The organism is Mycolicibacter sp. MU0083 (assembly GCF_963378075.1).
GTDB lineage: Bacteria > Actinomycetota > Actinomycetes > Mycobacteriales > Mycobacteriaceae > Mycobacterium > Mycobacterium kokjensenii.
Map to the genome: position 1 here is coordinate 3,798,793 of NZ_OY726394.1, position 18,188 is coordinate 3,816,980.

The following is an 18,188-nucleotide window of genomic DNA, read 5'->3' on the forward strand; positions in this document are numbered from 1 at the left end:
ACTCAGCGTTATGCAAATGCATAAAAACCATACCGATTGAATGTTTCGAGGGTTCTATTCCACGATCCGGTCGGAGAGAGGGGCCCGGCGAACGATTTACCGGTTAAAAAAGACGACCCCCGCCAGGGGGGGAGGAGGCGGAGGTCGTCGTGCATCAACCCCGGGGGGTCGGGCCGATACACCCTCAGCATAAGCCGAGTGATGCCACTATACACACGACAGGGTGGTGCGGCGCAAGTGTTGCCGCCAAATGCCGTTCCGATGTGTCGCACTACGTGTGAAGTGCGCTTTCTTCCGTAGCCACGGACCGGGCGGCGCCGCCGACCTATGCTGTAGCGGTGACCGCATCCACCCCGCATCCGCAGTCACCGACCACCCCTGCGAGCACCCCCGCGGGGCCCCACCGCCCCGCACCGCCGCCTTCCTGGACCTCGACCAGACGGTCATCGCCAAGTCGAGCGCACTGGCCTTCAGCAAACCCTTTATGGACCAGGGACTGATCAACCGCCGCACCGTTCTCAAGTCCAGCTACGCGCAATTCCTGATGCTGCTGTCCGGCGCCGATCACGACCAGATGGAGCGGATGCGCGCGCATCTGACCAACATGTGCACCGGCTGGGACGTCGAGCAGGTCAAGGCGATCGTCAACGAGACGATCCACGACATCGTCACCCCGCTGATCTTCGCCGAGGCCGCCGAATTGATCGCCGACCACAAGCTCTGCGGCCGTGACGTGGTGGTGGTCTCGGCCTCCGGGGAAGAGATCGTGGCCCCCATCGCCCGGGCACTGGGCGCCACCCACGCCATGGCGACCCGGATGGTGGTAGCCGACGGCAAGTACACCGGGGAGATCGCGTTCTACTGCTACGGCGAGGGCAAGGTGCAGGCGATCCGCGAGTTGGCCGCCCGCGAGGGGTACCCGCTGGAGCACTGCTACGCCTACTCGGATTCGATCACCGACCTGCCGATGCTGCAGGTGGTCGGACACCCCTCGGCGGTCAACCCCGACCGCGCGCTGCGCAGGGAGGCGATCGCCAACGGCTGGCCGGTGCTGACCTTCTCCCGGCCGGTGTCGTTGCGGGACCGCCTCCCCGCACCGTCCGGCGCTGCGGTGGCCACCACCGCCGCCGTCGGCCTCAGCGCACTCGCGGCCGGCGCGCTGACGTACTCCGTGCTGCGCCGCCTGGTGCGCTGAACCGGTATCCAGCAAACATTTTCGGTCACAAACCGATGACACCGCGCAAGCCGTTCGCGATTCCCCCTTGCTGTGTCGTGCGTCACGTAGTACAAAGGAAGCACGGAAGCCGGTGAGGCCAGGATCGACCCGGAAGAGAAGGATCGATCTCCCGAGCCGAACTTCCCAGTACGGAGAGCGGTACCCACGCGGAGCCACAGCCGCGAAGATGGCAGAAGCGTTGCGGGCCTGCGTAATTGCGGAGCGTGATCGGTGTCGACAGCCCTTTGGGTGGGGATGCAGCCGAAGAACACCGCAGGAGCGCCGAGGCCACCCACGCAACCCACGTTGGACGCTTGGTAACCGTGTACCGTGCTAGCGGGCGGCGAACCGATTCATTCGGAACGCCGCCCGCTTCGTTCGTCCGGGGCGCCCCCGGATCGGCCCTCAGCGCGCGGCTTCAGCAATCCCCAGCGCATCCAACGCACCGGTGCGCATGGCACTGCAGCACAACTGCAGCCAAGCGGTGACCCCCGGCGTCGAACCGGTCGCGAACTTCGTCGCCGCCCGCCGGTAGTCGGCGGCGTTGCGCATCCAGGTCACCTCCGGCACCCCCAGCCCGTGCCGGTCCAGCCCACTGGCGATCGTCACCAACCGGGCCGCGCCCCGGGCCACCACCCCGTCGGCGCTGCCGAACGGCGCCAACGTCAGCAGTTCACCGTGCACCACGGCGGCGAACACCGGCGCGGCCACCGCGGTACCTCCGGTGGCCAGGTCGGCCAGCATCTCCAGCCGTCGCCCGACCTCGGCGCCGCCCTGCGGCCTGCCGAGCGCGTCCTCGTCGACCAGATCCGCGGCGGCCAGCACATGCAGCCGCGCCAGCGCCTGCAGCGGGGCCCGCCGCCACACGTCGACCAGCGAGGTCTCCCCGCCTTCCAGCGCCTGGGCCACCCGCAGCGCGCCGGCGAAAACCGGGTCGGTGGTGGTGTCGGCGTCGACCGCCGAGGGGCCCCCGTCGAGCACCGACGACGCCCGGGCCGCCCGCAGCGACGCCTCGGCGGCGCTGACCGGCCAACCGCGCATATTGCTCTTGTGCCGATGCACCCGCGCAAGTTCGTCGCGTACCTGTTCGCTCGCCTCGGCGACGCCCGGCAATGCGACTAATGGGGCCAGCGGATCCTCGGCGTTGGTCACGGGTAGTGACACTACCGACAAGATGATTAGGCTCGGTGATCGTGAGCAGCCACTCAGAGACCGCACCCGCCCCCGCCACACCGTCGTATCCGCCGTCGGCGGAGTTCGTCGCCAAGGCCAACGCGGGTCCGGAGATCTACCGCGCGGCCGAAGCCGACCGGCTGGAGTTCTGGGCCGACCAGGCCAAAAGGCTGAGTTGGGCGACGCCCTTCACCGAGGTGCTCGACTACTCGAAGGCGCCGTTCGCGCGCTGGTTCGCCGACGGGCGGCTCAACGTCGCCTACAACTGTGTGGACCGCCACGTGGCGGCCGGCCACGGCGACCGGGTCGCGATCCACTGGGAGGGCGAACCCGGTGACTCCCGCACCATCACCTACGCGGACCTGCAGGCCGACGTCTGCCGGGCGGCCAACGCCCTGACCGGACTCGGCCTGGTCGCCGGCGACCGGGTGGCCATCTACCTGCCGATGATCCCCGAGGCCGTCGTCGCGATGCTGGCGTGCGCACGGCTGGGCGTGCTGCACACCGTGGTGTTCGCCGGGTTCTCCGCACACGCACTGCGCTCCCGGATCGACGACGCCGAGGCGAAGGTGGTCATCACCTCCGACGGCCAGTTCCGCCGCGGCCAGCCCGCGCCGCTCAAGCCCGCGGTCGACGAGGCCGTCTCGGATGCACCGAGCGTGCAGCACGTACTGGTGGTGCGCCGCACCGGCGGCGAGGTGGCGTGGCAGCCCGACCGCGACCTGTGGTGGCACGACGTGGTGGACCCGGCGTCGCCCGAGCACACCCCCGAGGCGTTCGAAGCCGAGCAGCCGCTGTACCTGCTGTACACCTCGGGAACCACCGGCAAACCCAAGGGCATCGTGCACACCAGCGGCGGCTACCTGACCCAGGCCGCCTACACCCACTCTTACGTCTTCGACCTCAAGCCCGATACCGACGTGTTCTGGTGCACCGCCGACATCGGCTGGGTCACCGGGCACACCTACGCGGTATACGGGCCGCTGGCCAACGGCGCAACCGAGGTCATCTACGAGGGCACCCCGGACTTCCCGGACCACCACCGGCACTTCCAGATCATCGAAAAGTACGGTGTGACAATCTATTACACCGCGCCGACGTTGATCCGCACCTTCATGAAGTGGGGCCGCGAGATGCCCGACGCCCACGACCTGACCAGCCTGCGGCTGCTGGGCTCGGTCGGTGAACCCATCAACCCCGAGGCCTGGCGTTGGTACCGGAAGGTGATCGGTGCGGACGCCGTCCCGGTGGTCGACACCTGGTGGCAGACCGAGACCGGCGCGGCCATGATCACCCCGCTGCCCGGGGTGGCCGCCGCCAAGCCGGGTGCGGCGATGACCCCGCTGCCGGGGATCTCCGCCCGCATCGTCGACGACCACGGCGACCTGCTGGCCCCGGATACCGCAGGCGCGGAACCGGTCACCGGATATCTGGTGATCGACCAGCCGTGGCCGGCGATGACCCGCGGAATCTGGGGTGACCCGCAGCGCTTCATCGACACCTACTGGTCCCGGTTCGCCGAGCAGGGCTGGTACTTCGCCGGCGACGGCGCCCGTTACGACGCCGACGGCGATATCTGGGTGCTGGGCCGCATCGACGACGTGATGAACGTGTCCGGACACCGCATCTCGACCTCGGAGGTGGAGTCCGCACTGGTGAGCCATGTCGCGGTGGCCGAGGCCGCGGTGGTCGGCGCCATCGACGAGCAGACCGGGCAGCGGATCTGCGCGTTCGTGGTGCTCGCGTCGTCGCATGTCGGCGTGGGTAATTCGATTGTCGACGAACTGCGCGAGCGCGTCACCGTGGAGATCTCGCCGATCGCCAAGCCCCGCAACGTCCACATCGTCCCGGAGTTGCCCAAGACCCGCAGCGGCAAGATCATGCGGCGGCTGCTGCGCGACATCGCCGACGGCCGCGAACTGGGCGACACCTCAACCCTGGTGGACCCCAGCGTCTTCGACGCGATCCGCGCGGCGGATTGAGTCGCGGACCAAGTCCCGGGAGAGGGGCCGCTGCTCAGGCGATCGGGACGAAGCCCGCGCCGGGGCGGTCGTTGGCGTTGATGTCGCCGAGCACGGCGTTGATCGACACCACGACCGCCGGGGTGTGCAGCGGAATGTACTTGACCACGCAGGTCGGCAGCGCATCGCTGAACGCCCCGTGGATCATGCCGACCAGCATGTTGTTCACCACCACCGGTCCGCCGGAGTCACCGGGACGCCCGCAGACCTGCATCACGATGGTGCCCGGATCCTGACCCGGACCCCAGGTGACCCCGCAGGAGTTTCCGGTGGTGCGGCCCTGCTTGCAGGCGATCTGGCCGAAGATCGGGTCCGGGCCGATGCCGCCGATCACGAACCCGCCGAAGTTCGACACCGGCGTCACCTTCTCCGGGTCGAACTCGATGACCGCGTAGTCCAGGTTGTCGTTGCCGGCCACCATCCGGCCGATGATGCCGTTGCCCTCGGAGCCCTCGGCGGCGACCTCGGCGCCCGGCCCGCCGCAGTGCGCCGAGGTGAAGCCGATCAACGCGCCGGTCCTGTCGTGCCCGATCGAGGTCAGGGTGCACAACGTGTCGCCGTCGACGACCAGGCCGGCGCCGCCGCCCATCACCACTCGCTCGTCGGCGGCCGCCGGACCGACCGGCCCGGCGACGGTGACGACCGCAAAACACGTCACCCATGTCAGCAGCGCCGTCAAGGCACGCAGCAAACGACGATGTGCCATCTGCACGGCGGTTCTCCTGTCGATCAACACCCCACCCACGGTGGTAAAGAACCAAGCGTAGCGGCGGTCGCCGACACGGCGGCACCGGACGCGCCGCGGGTCGCCACCATCGGTCCGGCATGAGACGAGCCCAAGATCCGCCGTAGCTTTACCGGGCTCGCTCGTCGGGTCGGCTACCGCATGGCAACATAAGCCGCGACGAAGGTGAACGGGAGGACAGCCAGTGAGCAAGGCCGATCGCAAGAACGGATCACGTGCCTCGAGCAGATCCGTCCGCACGGACCGCAATGGGGTGCCCGACACATTGGCGACCATCCCACTGGCCGACCCGCATGCCCTGCCCACCGACCCGTCGCTGGGCGACCTGGTCAAAGACGCCACCGCGCAGATCTCGACGTTGGTGCGCGCGGAGGTCGAACTGGCCCGCGCGGAGATCACCCGGGACGTCAAGAAGGGCGTGACCGGCAGCGTCTTCTTCATCGCGGCCCTGGTCGTGCTGTTCTACTCGACGTTCTTTTTCTTCTTCTTCCTGGCCGAGGTGCTCAACCTGTGGCTGCAGGACTGGGCCGCCTACCTGATCGTGTTCGGGATCATGCTGGTGACGACCGCCGCCCTGGCGCTCTTCGGGTTCCTGCGGGTGCGTCGTATCCGCGGACCGCGCCAGACCATCGAATCCCTGCAGGAGACGCGTGACGCGCTGCGTCCCGACCCCGGCCGCGCTCACGCTTCGCCCGCGTCGTTGCCGTCGAACGGTAGCGAGGCGAGCTCGACCACCGACCCCTCGGGCTGGTAGTGCCGCCACCGGATCCGTCGGTCACCCGGATCGACGGGCCGTGGCGCCATCAGGACATCCACGCCAACGGCATCCGCTTCCATGTCGTCGAGGCACTGCCGGTCGGCCCGGCCGCCGGCGTCGCGCCGACGGCTCGGCCGCTGGTGATGCTGCTGCACGGCTTCGGCTCGTTCTGGTGGACCTGGCGCCATCAGCTGCGCGGCCTGCCCGACGCCCGCGTCGTCGCGGTGGACCTGCGCGGCTACGGCGGCAGCGACAAACCGCCCCGCGGGTACGACGGCTGGACGCTGGCCGGTGACACCGCCGGGCTGATCCGGGCGCTGGGGCACTCCTCGGCGACCCTGGTCGGCCATGCCGACGGCGGCCTGGTGTGCTGGGCGACCGCGTTGCTGCACCCCCGGCTGGTGCGCGATATCGCCGTGATCAGTTCACCGCATCCGGCGGCGCTGCGCCGCTCGGCGCTCACCGACGCCGAACAGCGCCGCGCGCTGCTGCCGTGGCTGCTGCGCTACCAGGTACCGATCTGGCCGGAACGCGCCCTGACCCGCCACGACGGCGCCGAACTCGAGCGGCTGGTGCGCAGCCGTGCCGGGGCGGACTGGCAGGCCGGCGCGGACTTCGCCGAAACGGTGCGGCACCTGCGTACCGCGATCCAGATCCCCTCGGCGGCGCACTGCACACTGGAGTATCAGCGCTGGGCGGTGCGCAGCCAGTTCCGGGCCGAAGGCCGCCGCTTCATGAAAGCGCTGGATCTTCGCACGCTGACCATCCCGCTGTTGCATCTGCGCGGCGAGCACGATCCCTACGTCCTGGCCGATCCGGTGGAGCGGACCCGTCGGTATGCGCCGCACGGACGCTACGTGTCGGTGCCCGGCGCCGGGCATTTCGCCCACGAAGAAGCACCCGAGACGGTCAACGCCGAGCTGACGCGGTTTCTGCAGCGGGCCTAGCCGGCCGCCGCCGGGATCACTCGCCGCCGACGCAGGTCTGGGTCGAGACCGGCTGACTGTCCCCGATCCGGGCGAGCTGGTTGGCGACCTCGTCGGCGGTCATCACGAATCCGGTGTCGGCGTCGTCGACTGCCGCACCGAAGACCACGCCCAGCACCCGGCCGTCCATGTCGATCATCGGGCCACCGGAATTGCCTTGCTGCACAGTGCCTCTGATGGTGTACACGTGGCGGGTGACGGTGGTGCTGCGGTAGATGTCGGGGCCCTCGAGGTTGATGGTGTCGCGGACCCGGGCCGGTGTGGCCTCGAAGACGCCGCCGCCGGGGTAGCCCAGGACCAGCGCGTCGGTGTCGGGCTGGGCCGGCTTGGACGCGAACGGCAACGCCGGCAACGGCAGGTCCGGCACGGCCAGGATCGAGATGTCTTCCTGCGGGTCGAAGGAGATCACCGTCGCCTCATAGGACTTGGTGCCGCTCTCCACGGTGACGCTGTCCGCCCCCGCCACCACGTGTGCGTTGGTCATCACCCGGGTCGGCGAGACCACGAATCCGGTGCCTTCCAACACCTTCTGGCAGTTGGGGGCGACCCCGCGGATCCGCAGCACGCTCGGCGCGGTGGCCTCCACCACCGGGCTGGCGGCCAGTTCGGGGTCCGGTGCGTCGACGGCCGCGATCGGGGTGCGGTTGAAGGGTTCGAGCACGGCGGGCATCCCGGCGTCCTCGAGCACCGCGGTCAACCGCCGCGGCACGTTGCGCAGCCATTCCGGTGCGACGTCGTCGACTTGGCGCAGCACCCGTGAATCGTTGACCGCCGCGGCCAGGCCGGGCTGATCGGAGGCGGTCAACGGGGTGGCCAACAGCCACGCCGCGACCAGCACCACCATCAACTGCAGGACCACCCCGACCAGGGAGTCCACCAGTCGGACACCGGGTCCGCGGATCGCGCCCCGAACCGCCCGGCCCAGCACCACCCCGGCGACTTCGCCGACGACGACCATGATCAGCACCAGGAAGAGGGCTGCGAAGAGTTTGAGCCGGACCTGACTGAGATCGCCGAACAGTCGCGGTGCCAACAGCATCCCGGCCATCGCGCCGAGTGCCACCCCGACGAACGACAGCAGCGAGCCCAGTGCACCGGAGCGCCAACCGGAGACTGCTGCAACGAAGGCGATCGCCAGCACGGCGAGGTCCAGCCACTGCGACGACGTCATATCCCAGTCATCCCCGTTCCACCAGGTTCTCCTCCAACCAAAGCCATGGCCTCGTCGAGCCCGAGAACCTCGGTGGTGTCCCAGGGCTGCGCCCAGCCGGCCACGTCCAGCATCGCCGAGATCACCTGCGCGGTGAATCCCCAGACCAGCATCTCGTTGAGCCGGAAGGCCGGCATGGCCCAACGCCGACTGCGCGCATCACGGTAAACCATCAACCGGTTCTCGGGGTTGATGAATGCCCGGACCGGTACCCGGGCCACGCTTGCGGTCTCGCCGGGGTCGACGGCGGCAACCGGGCCCGGATCTTCGGAGTAGGCCAGCACCGGGACCACGTGGAACCCCGACGGCGCGATGAAGATCTTGTCCAACGCGACCAGCGGATGCACCCGGCGCGGATCGATCCCGGTCTCCTCGTTGGCCTCTCGCAGCGCGGTGGCGACCGGTCCCTCGTCACCGGGGTCGACCGCGCCGCCCGGGAACGCGGCCTGACCGGCGTGATGGCGCAGCGTCGCCGAGCGCACCGTGACCAGCAGGTCCGCCGATTCGGGGAGGGCACCGGGATGTGCGGCCGGTGGCCCGGAGAACAGCACCAGCACCGCGGCGTCACGTCCGGTACCGGCGGCGCTGGCCTCGGCATCGGCGGCGGTGATCATGGCGCGCACGTCGTCGGGGAGCCGATGCAGGTAGGCCGTCGGGACGCTTTCGACGTTGTCGACCAGTGGATGCAGCCAGCCCGGCGCACGGGCGGGGTCCCAGGGGCGCGACCACGGCCGGGCGTCACCAGGGCTCACCGCGCCTCCCTCTGTGCCAGATCGTGATGGCCCCACCTCAGCGGCCACTGCTGTCGACGGCGGCGGCGATCTCTTCGGCGTTGGCGAACGACTGCGGCAGGATGCGGGCAACGCTACCGTCCGCGGCCAGCACAACCGTCGCGGGCATCACGTTGGGCACCCGCAGGGCCGCCGCCAACCGCCGCCGGCCGTCCTGCAGGGTGGGCAGTCGGACGCCCAGTTCGGTCAGCAGGGCTAAACCGGCGGCCGCGTTGTCGTCCTGGTGCACCGTCACCACGATCACGCCCGGCCCGGCGCGGCGCTGGTATTCGGCGAACGCCGGCAGTTCGTCGCGGCAGGGCCCGCACCAATAGGCCCACAGGTTCAGCACCACCCGTCGGCCGGCCACCATCGCTGCCACGTCGACCGGCGCGCCGTCGGCCGCGCATTCGACGGTGACGCCGTGCAGCGCCGACGGGCCGGTCTGTCCGGTCCCGGCGGGGCAGGCCGGCAGGTCGGCGCGACGGCGTAGTTCGGCCAGATCCGGCTGCGCGGTGCCGGCCACGGCGCCACCGCCGGGATGCGACGCCACCGGCTCGCGACGCAGTTCGTTGACCAAACCGGTCAGCAACGCCGCGACCACCACCAGGATTGCGACGGTCCAGCGCGTCGAGTTGCTCATCGACTGCCGCTACAGCCCGGCCATGGCCAGCAGGTGTTCGGTCTCCGGCCCCTTGACCAGTGCGGCGGCTTCCATCCGGTCGGTGGGGCCGAGCCCGAACGACGGGCAGTCCTTGGCCAGCACACACACCCCGCACGCGGGTTTGCGGGCATGGCAGACCCGCCGGCCGTGGAAGATGACCCGGTGCGACAGCAGGGTCCATTCCTTGCGCTCGATCAGCTCACCGATGGCGTGTTCGACCTTGACCGGGTCCTCCTCGGCGGTCCAGGCCCAGCGTCGCACCAGTCGCCCGAAATGGGTGTCGACGGTGATGCCCGGGACACCGAATGCGTTGCCCAGGATCACGTTCGCGGTCTTGCGGCCCACCCCGGGCAGGCGCACCAACTCGTCCATGGTGTGCGGCAGTTCCCCGTCGAAGCGCTCCACCAACGCCTGTCCCAGGTTGATCAGCGACGCGGCCTTGTTGCGGTAGAAGCCGGTGGGCCGGATCAGTTCCTCGAGTTCGGTGCGATCGGCCTGGGCGTAGTCCAGCGCGGCCGGGTACCGGGCGAACAACGCCGGTGTCGTCAGGTTCACCCGCACATCGGTGCACTGGGCCGAGAGCACGGTCGCCACGGCCAGCTCCAGCGGCGTGCTGAAGTCCAGTTCGCAGTGGGCCTCCGGGAACGCCTGCGCCAGGGTCCGGTTCATCCGGCGGGCACGCCGGACCAGGCCGGTGCGGGTCTCGGTCCGTGCGCGAGGGGTTTTGTCCACTGTCACCTCCGACAGGGTACTAATTTGTGACCTTGACGAGACTTTGCCCGGGTTTACTGACACCTTGTGTCCTGGTTGCTGATCACCACCTTCCCGCCGCTGCTGATGCTGTCCGCGGTCGGGTTGGAGCGCATCGAGACCGGACTGGACCGAACCGAGCCGACCAATCGGCGGTTTCGAGCGAATCGGCGTGCCAATCGTGTGTAGCGTTGTAACCTCGCTTGACGCCGAGCTCTAGACTCAGGTTGCTTGCCGGGTAACGGCTGGCGCTTGCGCGTTCAAACCTTCATCAAGAACACCTAAGGGGCATCGTGGACGAGATCCTGGCGAGGGCCGGAATCTTCCAAGGAGTTGAGCCGAGCGCCGTAGCCGCGCTGACCAAGCAGCTTCAGCCCGTGGACTTTCCGCGCGGACACACCGTGTTCGCCGAGGGAGAGCCCGGCGACCGGCTGTACATCATCGTCTCGGGAAAAGTGAAGATCGGCCGGCGGTCCCCCGATGGCCGGGAGAACCTCCTGACCATCATGGGCCCGTCCGACATGTTCGGTGAGCTGTCGATCTTCGACCCCGGACCGCGGACGTCGAGCGCGACCACGATCACCGAGGTGCGTGCGGTCTCGATGGACCGCGACGCCCTGCGGTCGTGGATCTCCGATCGGCCCGAGATCGCCGAGCAGCTGCTGCGGGTGCTGGCCCGCCGGCTGCGCCGCACGAACAACAACCTGGCCGACCTGATCTTCACCGACGTGCCCGGCCGGGTCGCCAAGCAGTTGCTGCAGTTGGCGCAGCGGTTCGGCACCCAGGAAGGCGGCGCGCTACGGGTCACCCACGACCTGACCCAGGAGGAGATCGCGCAGCTGGTCGGGGCATCGCGGGAGACGGTGAACAAGGCGCTGGCCGACTTCGCCCACCGCGGCTGGATCCGGCTGGAGGGCAAGAGTGTGCTGATCAGCGACTCCGAGCGGCTGGCCCGCCGCGCGCGGTAGTGACATTTCGCCGAGATCCCGCCTACGCAGTAAAAGTGCGAGTACAGACCTGCGTGAGCGGGATCTCGCGAGGCTAGTTCAGCCCCGCAGATAGTCCAGCTGGGCCTGCACCGAGAATTCGGCGGCGCTCCACAGCTTCTCGTCGACGTCGGTGTAGACGTGTTCGACGACCTGGCGGGCGGTGGCGTCCTCGCCCAGCGCGGTCAGCGCGGAGCGCACCTGGTCGAGTCGCTGTTCGCGGTGCGCCAGATAGCCCTGCGCCACCGCGTCGATGTCCGGCAGTTCCGGCCCGTGCCCGGGCAGCACGGTGCGCCCGCCGAGCCCGCGCAGCCGGTGCAGCGAGTCCAGGTAGTGCGCCAAATCGCCGTCCTCGCTGTCGATGACGGTGGTGCCCCGGCCCAGCACCGTGTCGGCGGTCAGCACCGCGTCGTCGAGCACGAACGACAGCGAGTCGGCGGTGTGCCCCGGGGTGGCCAACACGGTGATGCGCAGCCCGGCCGCCTCGATCACCTGGCCGTCGACCAGACCGCCGCCGAGCCGGCGCTGGAATCCACTGCCCGCCGAGTACACCGGCACCCCGGTCGCATCGACCAGCTTGTCGATGCCGTCGGTGTGGTCGCAGTGCCGGTGGCTGATCAGCACCAGCGCGATCCGGCCGACCTCGGCGAGCGCGCCGATGTGCGCGTCGTCGTCGGGGCCGGGGTCGACCACCACCACCTCGGCACTGCCCGGCCCGCGCAGCACCCAGGTATTGGTGCCCTCCAGGGTCATCAGCCCCGGATTGTCGGCCAGCAGCACCGACGCGGTCTCGGTGACCGGTCGCAGCCGACCGTAGGCGGGATGGCTCAGGGCGCCAGCTCCACGATCAGCTCGACCTCCACCGGCGCGTCCAGCGGCAGCTCGGAGACACCGACCGCGGAGCGGGCGTGCCTGCCGGCGTCGCCGAACACCTCACCCAGCAGTTCGGAGGCCCCGTTGACCACCGCGGGCTGGCCGTTGAAGCCCGGCGCCGACGCGACGAACCCGACCACCTTGACCACCCGGGCGACGGCGTCGAGGCCGACCAGGGCGTCGACGGCGGCCAACGCGTTGAGTGCGCAGATGCGCGCCAGCGCGTGCCCTTCTTCGGGGCTGACGCCCGCGCCCACCTTGCCGGTCTGCGGCAGTTCACCGGCCTGCATCGGCAGCTGGCCGGAGGTGTAGACCAGGTTGCCGGTGCGCACCGCGGGCACGTAGGCCGCCAACGGCGCCACCACCGCGGGCAACTCGATCCCGAGGTCGGTCAGCCGGGCCCGCCAGCTCATTTCGGACGTTTCAAGAACGCGATCAGCTGCTCGCCGGACGGCCCCGGCAGCACCGAGACCAGCTCCCAGCCGTCCTCGCCCCACTGGTCGAGGATCTGCTTGGTGGCATGCGTGATCAAGGGAACGGTGGCGTACTCCCACACCGTGCGTTGACTCATGCCAGCGAGCTTATCGCTTGCGAGCCCGGAGCCTTGGTTAGCATGCAGTAGTGACAGCCACATCCAGCAGCAGGTCTGCGATCGGCTGGCCTTCGCGATTGACGAAGGCCCGGCTGCATTTCGTGACGGGCAAGGGCGGCACGGGTAAATCGACGGTCGCGGCGGCGCTGGCGCTGTCGCTGGCGGCCGGCGGCCGCCGGGTGCTGTTGGTGGAAGTCGAAGAGCGCCAAGGTATCGCGCAGCTCTTCGACGTTCCGCCACTACCGGCCGACCCACTCAAGGTCGCGACCGCCGAAGACGGCGGGCAGGTCGACGCGCTGGCGATGGACATCGAGGCCGCGTTCCTGGAGTACCTCGACCTGTTCTACAACCTGGGGATCGCCGGGCGGGCGATGCGGCGCGTGGGCGCCGTCGAGTTCGCCACCACCATCGCGCCCGGGCTGCGCGACGTCATCCTCACCGGCAAGATCAAGTACCACGTGATCCAGACCGACAAGAACAAGAAGCCGGTCTACGACGCGATCGTCGTCGACGCCCCGCCGACCGGCCGGATCTCCCGATTCCTCGACGTCACCAAGGCGGTCTCCCAGTTGGCCAAGGGCGGCCCGGTGCACTCCCAGGCCGACGGCGTGGTGAAGCTGCTGCATTCGGATCAGACCGCGATCCACCTGGTGACGCTGTTGGAGGCCCTGCCGATGCAGGAGACCCTCGAGGCCATCGACGAGCTGCGGGAACTGGATCTACCGATCGGCAGCGTGATCGTCAACCGTGACATCCCCGCGCACCTGGCGCCGGCCGACCTGGCCAAAGCCGCCGAGGGCGCCGTCGACGCCGATGCGGTGCGGGCGGGCCTGGCGGCGGCGGGAATCACCCTGGACGACGACGACTTCGCCGGACTGCTGACCGAGACCATCCAGCACGCCATCCGCATCACCGCCCGGACCGAAACCGCCGAGCAGTTGGAGCAGTTGGACGTTCCACGCCTGCACTTGCCGACGATCACCGACGGGGTCGACCTCGGCAGCCTCTATGAGCTCTCCGAGATTCTCGGCCAACAGGGGGTCCGATGACATCCGATTCGACCGGCAAGCCGCTGGCGCTGGACCTGGCGACGATTCTGGCCGACACCTCCAACCGGGTGGTGGTGTGCTGCGGCGCCGGTGGCGTCGGCAAGACCACCACTGCGGCGTCGATGGCGCTGCGGGCCGCCGAATACGGCCGCACCGTGGTGGTGCTGACCATCGACCCGGCCCGCCGGCTGGCGCAGGCGCTGGGCATCGACGACCTGGGCAACCACCCGCAGCGGGTGTCGTTGCCCGCGGAGGTGCCCGGTGAGCTGCACGCGATGATGCTCGACATGCGTCGCACTTTCGACGAGATGGTGACGCAGTACTCCGGACCGGAGCGGGCCGAGGCGATTCTGGGCAACCAGTTCTACCAAACGGTCGCCACCTCGCTCTCCGGCACGCAGGAGTACATGGCGATGGAGAAGCTCGGCCAGTTGCTGGCCGAGGATCGCTGGGACCTGGTGGTCGTCGACACTCCGCCGTCCCGCAACGCGTTGGACTTCCTGGACGCCCCGAAGCGGCTGGGCAGCTTCATGGACAGTCGGCTGTGGAAGCTGCTGCTGGGTCCGGGCCGTGGCATCGGCAAGCTGGTCGCCGGCGCCGTCGGCCTGGCGATGAAGGCGCTGTCGACCGTGCTGGGTTCGCAGATGCTTTCCGACGCGGCGAATTTCGTCCAATCCCTGGATGCCACCTTCGGTGGTTTCCGGGAGAAGGCCGAGCGCACCTATGACCTGCTCAAGCGTCGCGGAACCCAGTTCGTGGTGGTGTCGGCGGCCGAGCCCGACGCGTTGCGCGAGGCCGCGTTCTTCGTCGACCGGCTCTCCCAGGAGCACATGCCGCTGGCCGGGCTGATTCTCAACCGCACCCATCCGATGCTGTGCGATCTGCCGGTGGAACGCGCCATCGACGGGATCGAGGCGTTGGCGGAGGCGAAGACCGGCACGTCGCTGTCCGAGGGTGCGAAAGCGCTGACCGCGGCCGCTCTGCAGATCCACGCCGAACGCGGCGCCACCGCCAAGCGGGAGATCCGGCTGTTGTCGCGCTTCACCCGGGCCAACCCGCGTGTTCCCATCGTGGGGGTGCCGTCACTGCCGTTCGACGTCTCCGACCTCGAGGCACTGCGGGCGATCGCCGATCAGCTCACGGCGAAGTAGAAGCAGAGACCAAGAAGTCTCAGCCGGGCATCAGCCGGCGTCGCGCTGCTTGCGCTGAGCGGCGAAGTATTCGCCCCAGGACGTCACCTCGGGGTGCTGCTTGAGCAGTGCCCGGCGTTGCCGCTCGGTCATACCGCCCCACACCCCGAACTCGACGCGGTTGTCCAGGGCGTCGGCCAGACATTCCAGCACGACCGGACAGTGCCGGCAGATGACCGCCGCCTTGCGTTGCGCGGCACCGCGGACGAAGAGTTCATCAGGGTCCGCACCGCGGCAGACCGCCTTGGCGACCCACGCGATCCGCCCCTCGTCCTGAACACCGCGCAGCACCGTTCGGGAAGCCTGGGGAGCCTGCGCGGCCTGAGCCACCGGCGTCTTGGCGTTTCGAACCGCTGTCCCTGCTACAGACACTGACGATCCTCCGTCCCGGCCGCCCCCGGCAGCCACCTATTCAACTTCGACGTCGACCTAACTGCGATCTACGCCACATCGTGTCATCAGTGTTACCTGAATCGCACTTGATGTCCAAGTTAGGTGGTCACGTGGCATGAGCGCAACTGGTTGACCGCCCCTTTTTTGGGACAACCGTGCAATCCGAGCGTGATCTGACGCCCCACGCAGCGCGGGATACCGCCGGAACCCGCGGCTTTCTGCTATCGGCGCCCGCGGCCCGGCTCGTGCCCGGCTCCGCCGCCCTTGCCATCGCCGCTAGGCCGATGGCGGCGACCCGCTACGCCCGGCTCCGCCGTTCTTGCGATCGCCGCTAGGGTGTTAACCATGTCGGAGCGTCCCCCGACCGGCCCTACTGCGCTCAAGCTGGCCGGGTGTTGCCTGCTCGCCGCCGTGCTCGTCGCGGCGCTGCTGTTTCCCGTCGCCGGCGGCATCGGCCTGATGTCCAACCGCGCCTCGGATGTGGTGGCCAACGGATCGGCCCAACTGGTCAGCGGCGACGTCCCGGCGGTGTCGACGATGGTCGACGCCAAGGGCAACACCATCGCGTGGCTGTACTCGCAGCGCCGGTTCGAGGTGCCCAGCGACAAGATCTCCGACGCGATGAAGCTGGCGATCGTCTCCATCGAGGACAAGCGGTTCGCCGAGCACAGCGGGGTGGACTGGAAGGGCACCCTGACCGGGCTGGCGGGATACGCCTCCGGGGACATCGACACCCGCGGCGGGTCCACCCTCGAGCAGCAGTACATCAAGAACTACCAACTGCTGGTGCTCGCCCAGACCGACGCCGAGAAGCGCGCCGCGATCGAGACCACCCCGGCGCGCAAGCTCCGGGAGATCCGGATGGCACTCACCCTGGACCGGACCTTCACCAAGTCTCAGATCCTGACCCGCTACCTGAACCTGGTGTCGTTCGGCAACAACTCGTTCGGCATCCAGGACGCCGCCCAGACCTACTTCGGTGTCGACGCCGCGGACCTGAACTGGCAGCAGGCCGCGCTGCTGGCCGGCATGGTGCAGTCGACCAGCGCGCTGAATCCCTACACCAATCCCGAGGGTGCACTGGCACGGCGAAACCTGGTGCTGGACACCATGATCGAAAACCTGCCCGACAAGGCCGACGCGCTGCGGGAGGCCCGGGCCGAGCCCCTGGGCATCCTGCCGCAACCCAACGAGCTGCCGCGCGGCTGCATCGCCGCCGGCGACCGGGCCTTCTTCTGCGACTACGTGCAGGAATACCTGACCCGGGCGGGCATCAGCAAGGAGCAGGTGGCCCGCGGCGGCTACGTCATCCACACCACGCTGGACCCCGACGTGCAGATTCCGGTCAAGGAGGCGATCGACTCCTTCGCCAACCCCAACGTGCAGGGCATCGCCAGCGTGATGAGCGTGATCAAGCCCGGCAGCGACGCCCACCCGGTGTTGGCCATGGCCAGCAACCGCACCTACGGGCTCAACGCCGACGACGGCGAAACCATGCGCCCGCAACCATTCTCACTGGTCGGGGACGGCGCCGGGTCCATCTTCAAGACCTTCACGGTGGCCGCCGCGCTGGAGATGGGCATGGGGATCAGCGCCGATCTGGAGGTGCCGGGCCGGTTCCAGACCAAGGGGATGGGCAGCGGCGGCGCCAAGGGCTGCCCCAAGGAGACCTGGTGCGTGGTCAACGTCGCGCCCTACCGCTCCCCGATGAACGTCTCCACCGCGCTGGCCACCTCCCCCAACACCGCGTTCGCGAAGCTGATCTCCCAGGTCGGGGTGGGCCGCACCGTGGACATGGCGATCAAGCTGGGCCTGCGGTCCTACGCCGATCCGGGCACCGCCCGCAACTACGACCCGGACAGCAACGAGAGCCTGGCCGACTTCGTCAAGCGGCAGAACCTGGGCTCGTTCACCCTGGGCCCGATCGAGGTCAATGCGCTGGAACTGTCCAACGTGGCCGCCACCCTGGCCTCCGGCGGGGTGTGGTGCCCGCCGAACCCGATCGACAAGGTCTTCGACCGCAACGGCAACGAGGTGGCGGTGACCACCGAGGCCTGTGAGCGGGTTGTTCCCGAAGGTCTGGCGAACACGCTGGCCAACGCGTTGGCCAAGGACATCCAGCCCGGCGGCACCGCGGCGCCCGCGGCGGGTTCGGTGGGCTGGGACCTGCCGATGGCGGGCAAGACCGGCACCACCGAGGCCCACCGGTCGTCGGGCTTCCTGGGGTTCACCAACCAGTACGCGGCGGCCAACTACATCTTCGACGACTCCAGTTCGCCGGGAGACCTGTGCTCGTTCCCGCTGCGGCACTGCGGCGACGGAGATCTGTACGGCGGCAACGAGCCGGCCCGCACCTGGTTCGCGGCGATGAAGCCCATCGCGGTCGACTTCGGCGACGTCATCATGCCGCCGACCGATCCGCGGTACGTCGACGGCGGCCCGAATTCGCGGGTGCCCAGTGTCACCGGGCTGGACGTGGATGCGGCGCGGGCACGGCTCAAAGAAGTCGGATTCCAGGTCGCCGAGCAGCCGAACTGGGTGAACAGCAGCGCGCGCTCCGGCGCGGTCGTGGGCACCTCGCCGAGCGGGCAGACCATTCCCGGTTCGATCGTGACCATCGAGGTCAGCAACGGCATTCCGCCGCCACCTCCCCCGCCGCCGGAGGGCATGCCGATGGGGCCGGTCTACTCGACGGTGGTGGAGATCCCGGGCCTGCCGCCGATCACCATCCCGCTGATGCCACCGCCGCCGCCCGGCGTCCCGTTACCGCCGTAACCCCGGGCGGCACGGCGCGGCACAGTAGGCTGATGCCC

The 18,188-nt window shown here is 69.1% G+C and carries 18 protein-coding genes; 8 read left to right on the forward strand and 10 right to left on the reverse strand.

Features of this window, described 5'->3' with window-relative positions; genetic code table 11:
- Window positions 1–424: 424 nt before the first annotated feature.
- A complete protein-coding gene (locus tag RCP38_RS17800; RefSeq protein WP_308477398.1) occupies window positions 425–1,195 on the forward strand; it encodes an HAD-IB family hydrolase in 771 nt (256 codons plus the stop codon).
- Window positions 1,196–1,621: 426 nt separating this feature from the next.
- On the opposite strand, the gene RCP38_RS17805 is transcribed toward RCP38_RS17800, so the two are convergent.
- A complete protein-coding gene (locus RCP38_RS17805; protein ID WP_308474238.1) occupies window positions 1,622–2,368 on the reverse strand; it encodes an oxidoreductase in 747 nt (248 codons plus the stop codon).
- 41 nt (window positions 2,369–2,409) lie between these two features.
- Between RCP38_RS17805 and acs the strand changes: the two genes are divergently transcribed.
- The gene (acs, locus tag RCP38_RS17810; RefSeq protein WP_308474239.1) at window positions 2,410–4,371 is read left to right on the forward strand and encodes an acetate--CoA ligase; all 1,962 of its coding nucleotides are present in this window, start codon (window positions 2,410–2,412) and stop codon (window positions 4,369–4,371) included.
- Between the two features lie 34 nt (window positions 4,372–4,405).
- Here the strand turns inward: acs and RCP38_RS17815 are convergent, their stop codons facing one another.
- Entirely contained in the window at window positions 4,406–5,122 is a 717-nt protein-coding gene (locus RCP38_RS17815) for a chymotrypsin family serine protease (RefSeq protein WP_308474240.1), read from the reverse strand.
- Window positions 5,123–5,408: 286 nt separating this feature from the next.
- Here RCP38_RS17815 and RCP38_RS17820 point away from each other — a divergent pair, with 286 nt between their 5' ends.
- Complete coding sequence (locus RCP38_RS17820) at window positions 5,409–5,909, forward strand: phage holin family protein (protein ID WP_308474241.1); 501 nt, start codon at window positions 5,409–5,411, stop codon at window positions 5,907–5,909.
- Window positions 5,909–6,859 (forward strand): alpha/beta fold hydrolase, encoded by a 951-nt coding sequence (locus RCP38_RS17825; RefSeq protein WP_308474242.1) that lies wholly within the window; start codon window positions 5,909–5,911, stop codon window positions 6,857–6,859. Before RCP38_RS17820 ends, RCP38_RS17825 begins: the two co-directional genes overlap by 1 nt.
- Window positions 6,860–6,875: 16 nt before the next feature.
- Here the strand turns inward: RCP38_RS17825 and marP are convergent, their stop codons facing one another.
- Genes marP through nth form a run of 4 tightly spaced genes read right to left on the reverse strand, consistent with a single transcriptional unit; the run spans window position 6,876 to window position 10,274 of the window.
- Window positions 6,876–8,069, reverse strand: a complete 1,194-nt coding sequence (gene marP / locus RCP38_RS17830; RefSeq protein ID WP_308474243.1) for an acid resistance serine protease MarP — start codon at window positions 8,067–8,069, stop codon at window positions 6,876–6,878.
- Complete coding sequence (locus RCP38_RS17835) at window positions 8,066–8,860, reverse strand: NUDIX hydrolase (protein ID WP_308474244.1); 795 nt, start codon at window positions 8,858–8,860, stop codon at window positions 8,066–8,068. Before RCP38_RS17835 ends, marP begins: the two co-directional genes overlap by 4 nt.
- A 37-nt stretch (window positions 8,861–8,897) precedes the next feature.
- Complete coding sequence (locus RCP38_RS17840; protein ID WP_308474245.1) at window positions 8,898–9,521, reverse strand: TlpA family protein disulfide reductase; 624 nt, start codon at window positions 9,519–9,521, stop codon at window positions 8,898–8,900.
- A gap of 9 nt (window positions 9,522–9,530) precedes the next feature.
- Window positions 9,531–10,274, reverse strand: a complete 744-nt coding sequence (gene nth, locus RCP38_RS17845; RefSeq protein ID WP_308477400.1) for an endonuclease III — start codon at window positions 10,272–10,274, stop codon at window positions 9,531–9,533.
- Between the two features lie 311 nt (window positions 10,275–10,585).
- On the opposite strand from nth, the gene crp reads away from it, so the two are divergent.
- Window positions 10,586–11,260, forward strand: a complete 675-nt coding sequence (gene crp / locus RCP38_RS17850) for a cAMP-activated global transcriptional regulator CRP (RefSeq protein ID WP_013830875.1) — start codon at window positions 10,586–10,588, stop codon at window positions 11,258–11,260.
- A 78-nt stretch (window positions 11,261–11,338) separates the two neighbouring features.
- Here the strand turns inward: crp and RCP38_RS17855 are convergent, their stop codons facing one another.
- Genes RCP38_RS17855 through RCP38_RS17865 form a run of 3 tightly spaced genes read right to left on the reverse strand, consistent with a single transcriptional unit; the run spans window position 11,339 to window position 12,722 of the window.
- Window positions 11,339–12,058: an MBL fold metallo-hydrolase gene (locus RCP38_RS17855; protein ID WP_308474246.1), complete on the reverse strand. Its 720-nt coding sequence runs from the start codon at window positions 12,056–12,058 to the stop codon at window positions 11,339–11,341.
- Window positions 12,059–12,105: 47 nt separating this feature from the next.
- A complete protein-coding gene (locus RCP38_RS17860; RefSeq protein WP_308474247.1) occupies window positions 12,106–12,564 on the reverse strand; it encodes a RidA family protein in 459 nt (152 codons plus the stop codon).
- On the reverse strand, window positions 12,561–12,722 hold the full coding sequence (locus tag RCP38_RS17865; protein WP_109413488.1) for a DUF4177 domain-containing protein: 162 nt from the start codon (window positions 12,720–12,722) through the stop codon (window positions 12,561–12,563). The genes RCP38_RS17860 and RCP38_RS17865 overlap by 4 nt, the downstream gene beginning before the upstream one ends.
- Window positions 12,723–12,772: 50 nt before the next feature.
- Here RCP38_RS17865 and bagA point away from each other — a divergent pair, with 50 nt between their 5' ends.
- Together bagA and bagB are read left to right on the forward strand one after the other, a co-directional pair.
- On the forward strand, window positions 12,773–13,792 hold the full coding sequence (gene bagA, locus RCP38_RS17870; RefSeq protein ID WP_308474248.1) for an ATPase BagA: 1,020 nt from the start codon (window positions 12,773–12,775) through the stop codon (window positions 13,790–13,792).
- Entirely contained in the window at window positions 13,789–14,943 is a 1,155-nt protein-coding gene (gene bagB, locus RCP38_RS17875; protein ID WP_308474249.1) for an ATPase BagB, read from the forward strand. Before bagA ends, bagB begins: the two co-directional genes overlap by 4 nt.
- A 30-nt stretch (window positions 14,944–14,973) precedes the next feature.
- Here the strand turns inward: bagB and RCP38_RS17880 are convergent, their stop codons facing one another.
- Window positions 14,974–15,312 carry a WhiB family transcriptional regulator gene (locus tag RCP38_RS17880; RefSeq protein WP_373692528.1) on the reverse strand — a complete coding sequence of 113 codons (339 nt, stop codon included), beginning with the start codon at window positions 15,310–15,312 and terminating at the stop codon, window positions 14,974–14,976.
- Window positions 15,313–15,720: 408 nt separating this feature from the next.
- Between RCP38_RS17880 and ponA2 the strand changes: the two genes are divergently transcribed.
- Window positions 15,721–18,150 (forward strand): transglycosylase/D,D-transpeptidase PonA2, encoded by a 2,430-nt coding sequence (gene ponA2, locus RCP38_RS17885; protein ID WP_308474250.1) that lies wholly within the window; start codon window positions 15,721–15,723, stop codon window positions 18,148–18,150.
- Window positions 18,151–18,188: the final 38 nt, after the last annotated feature.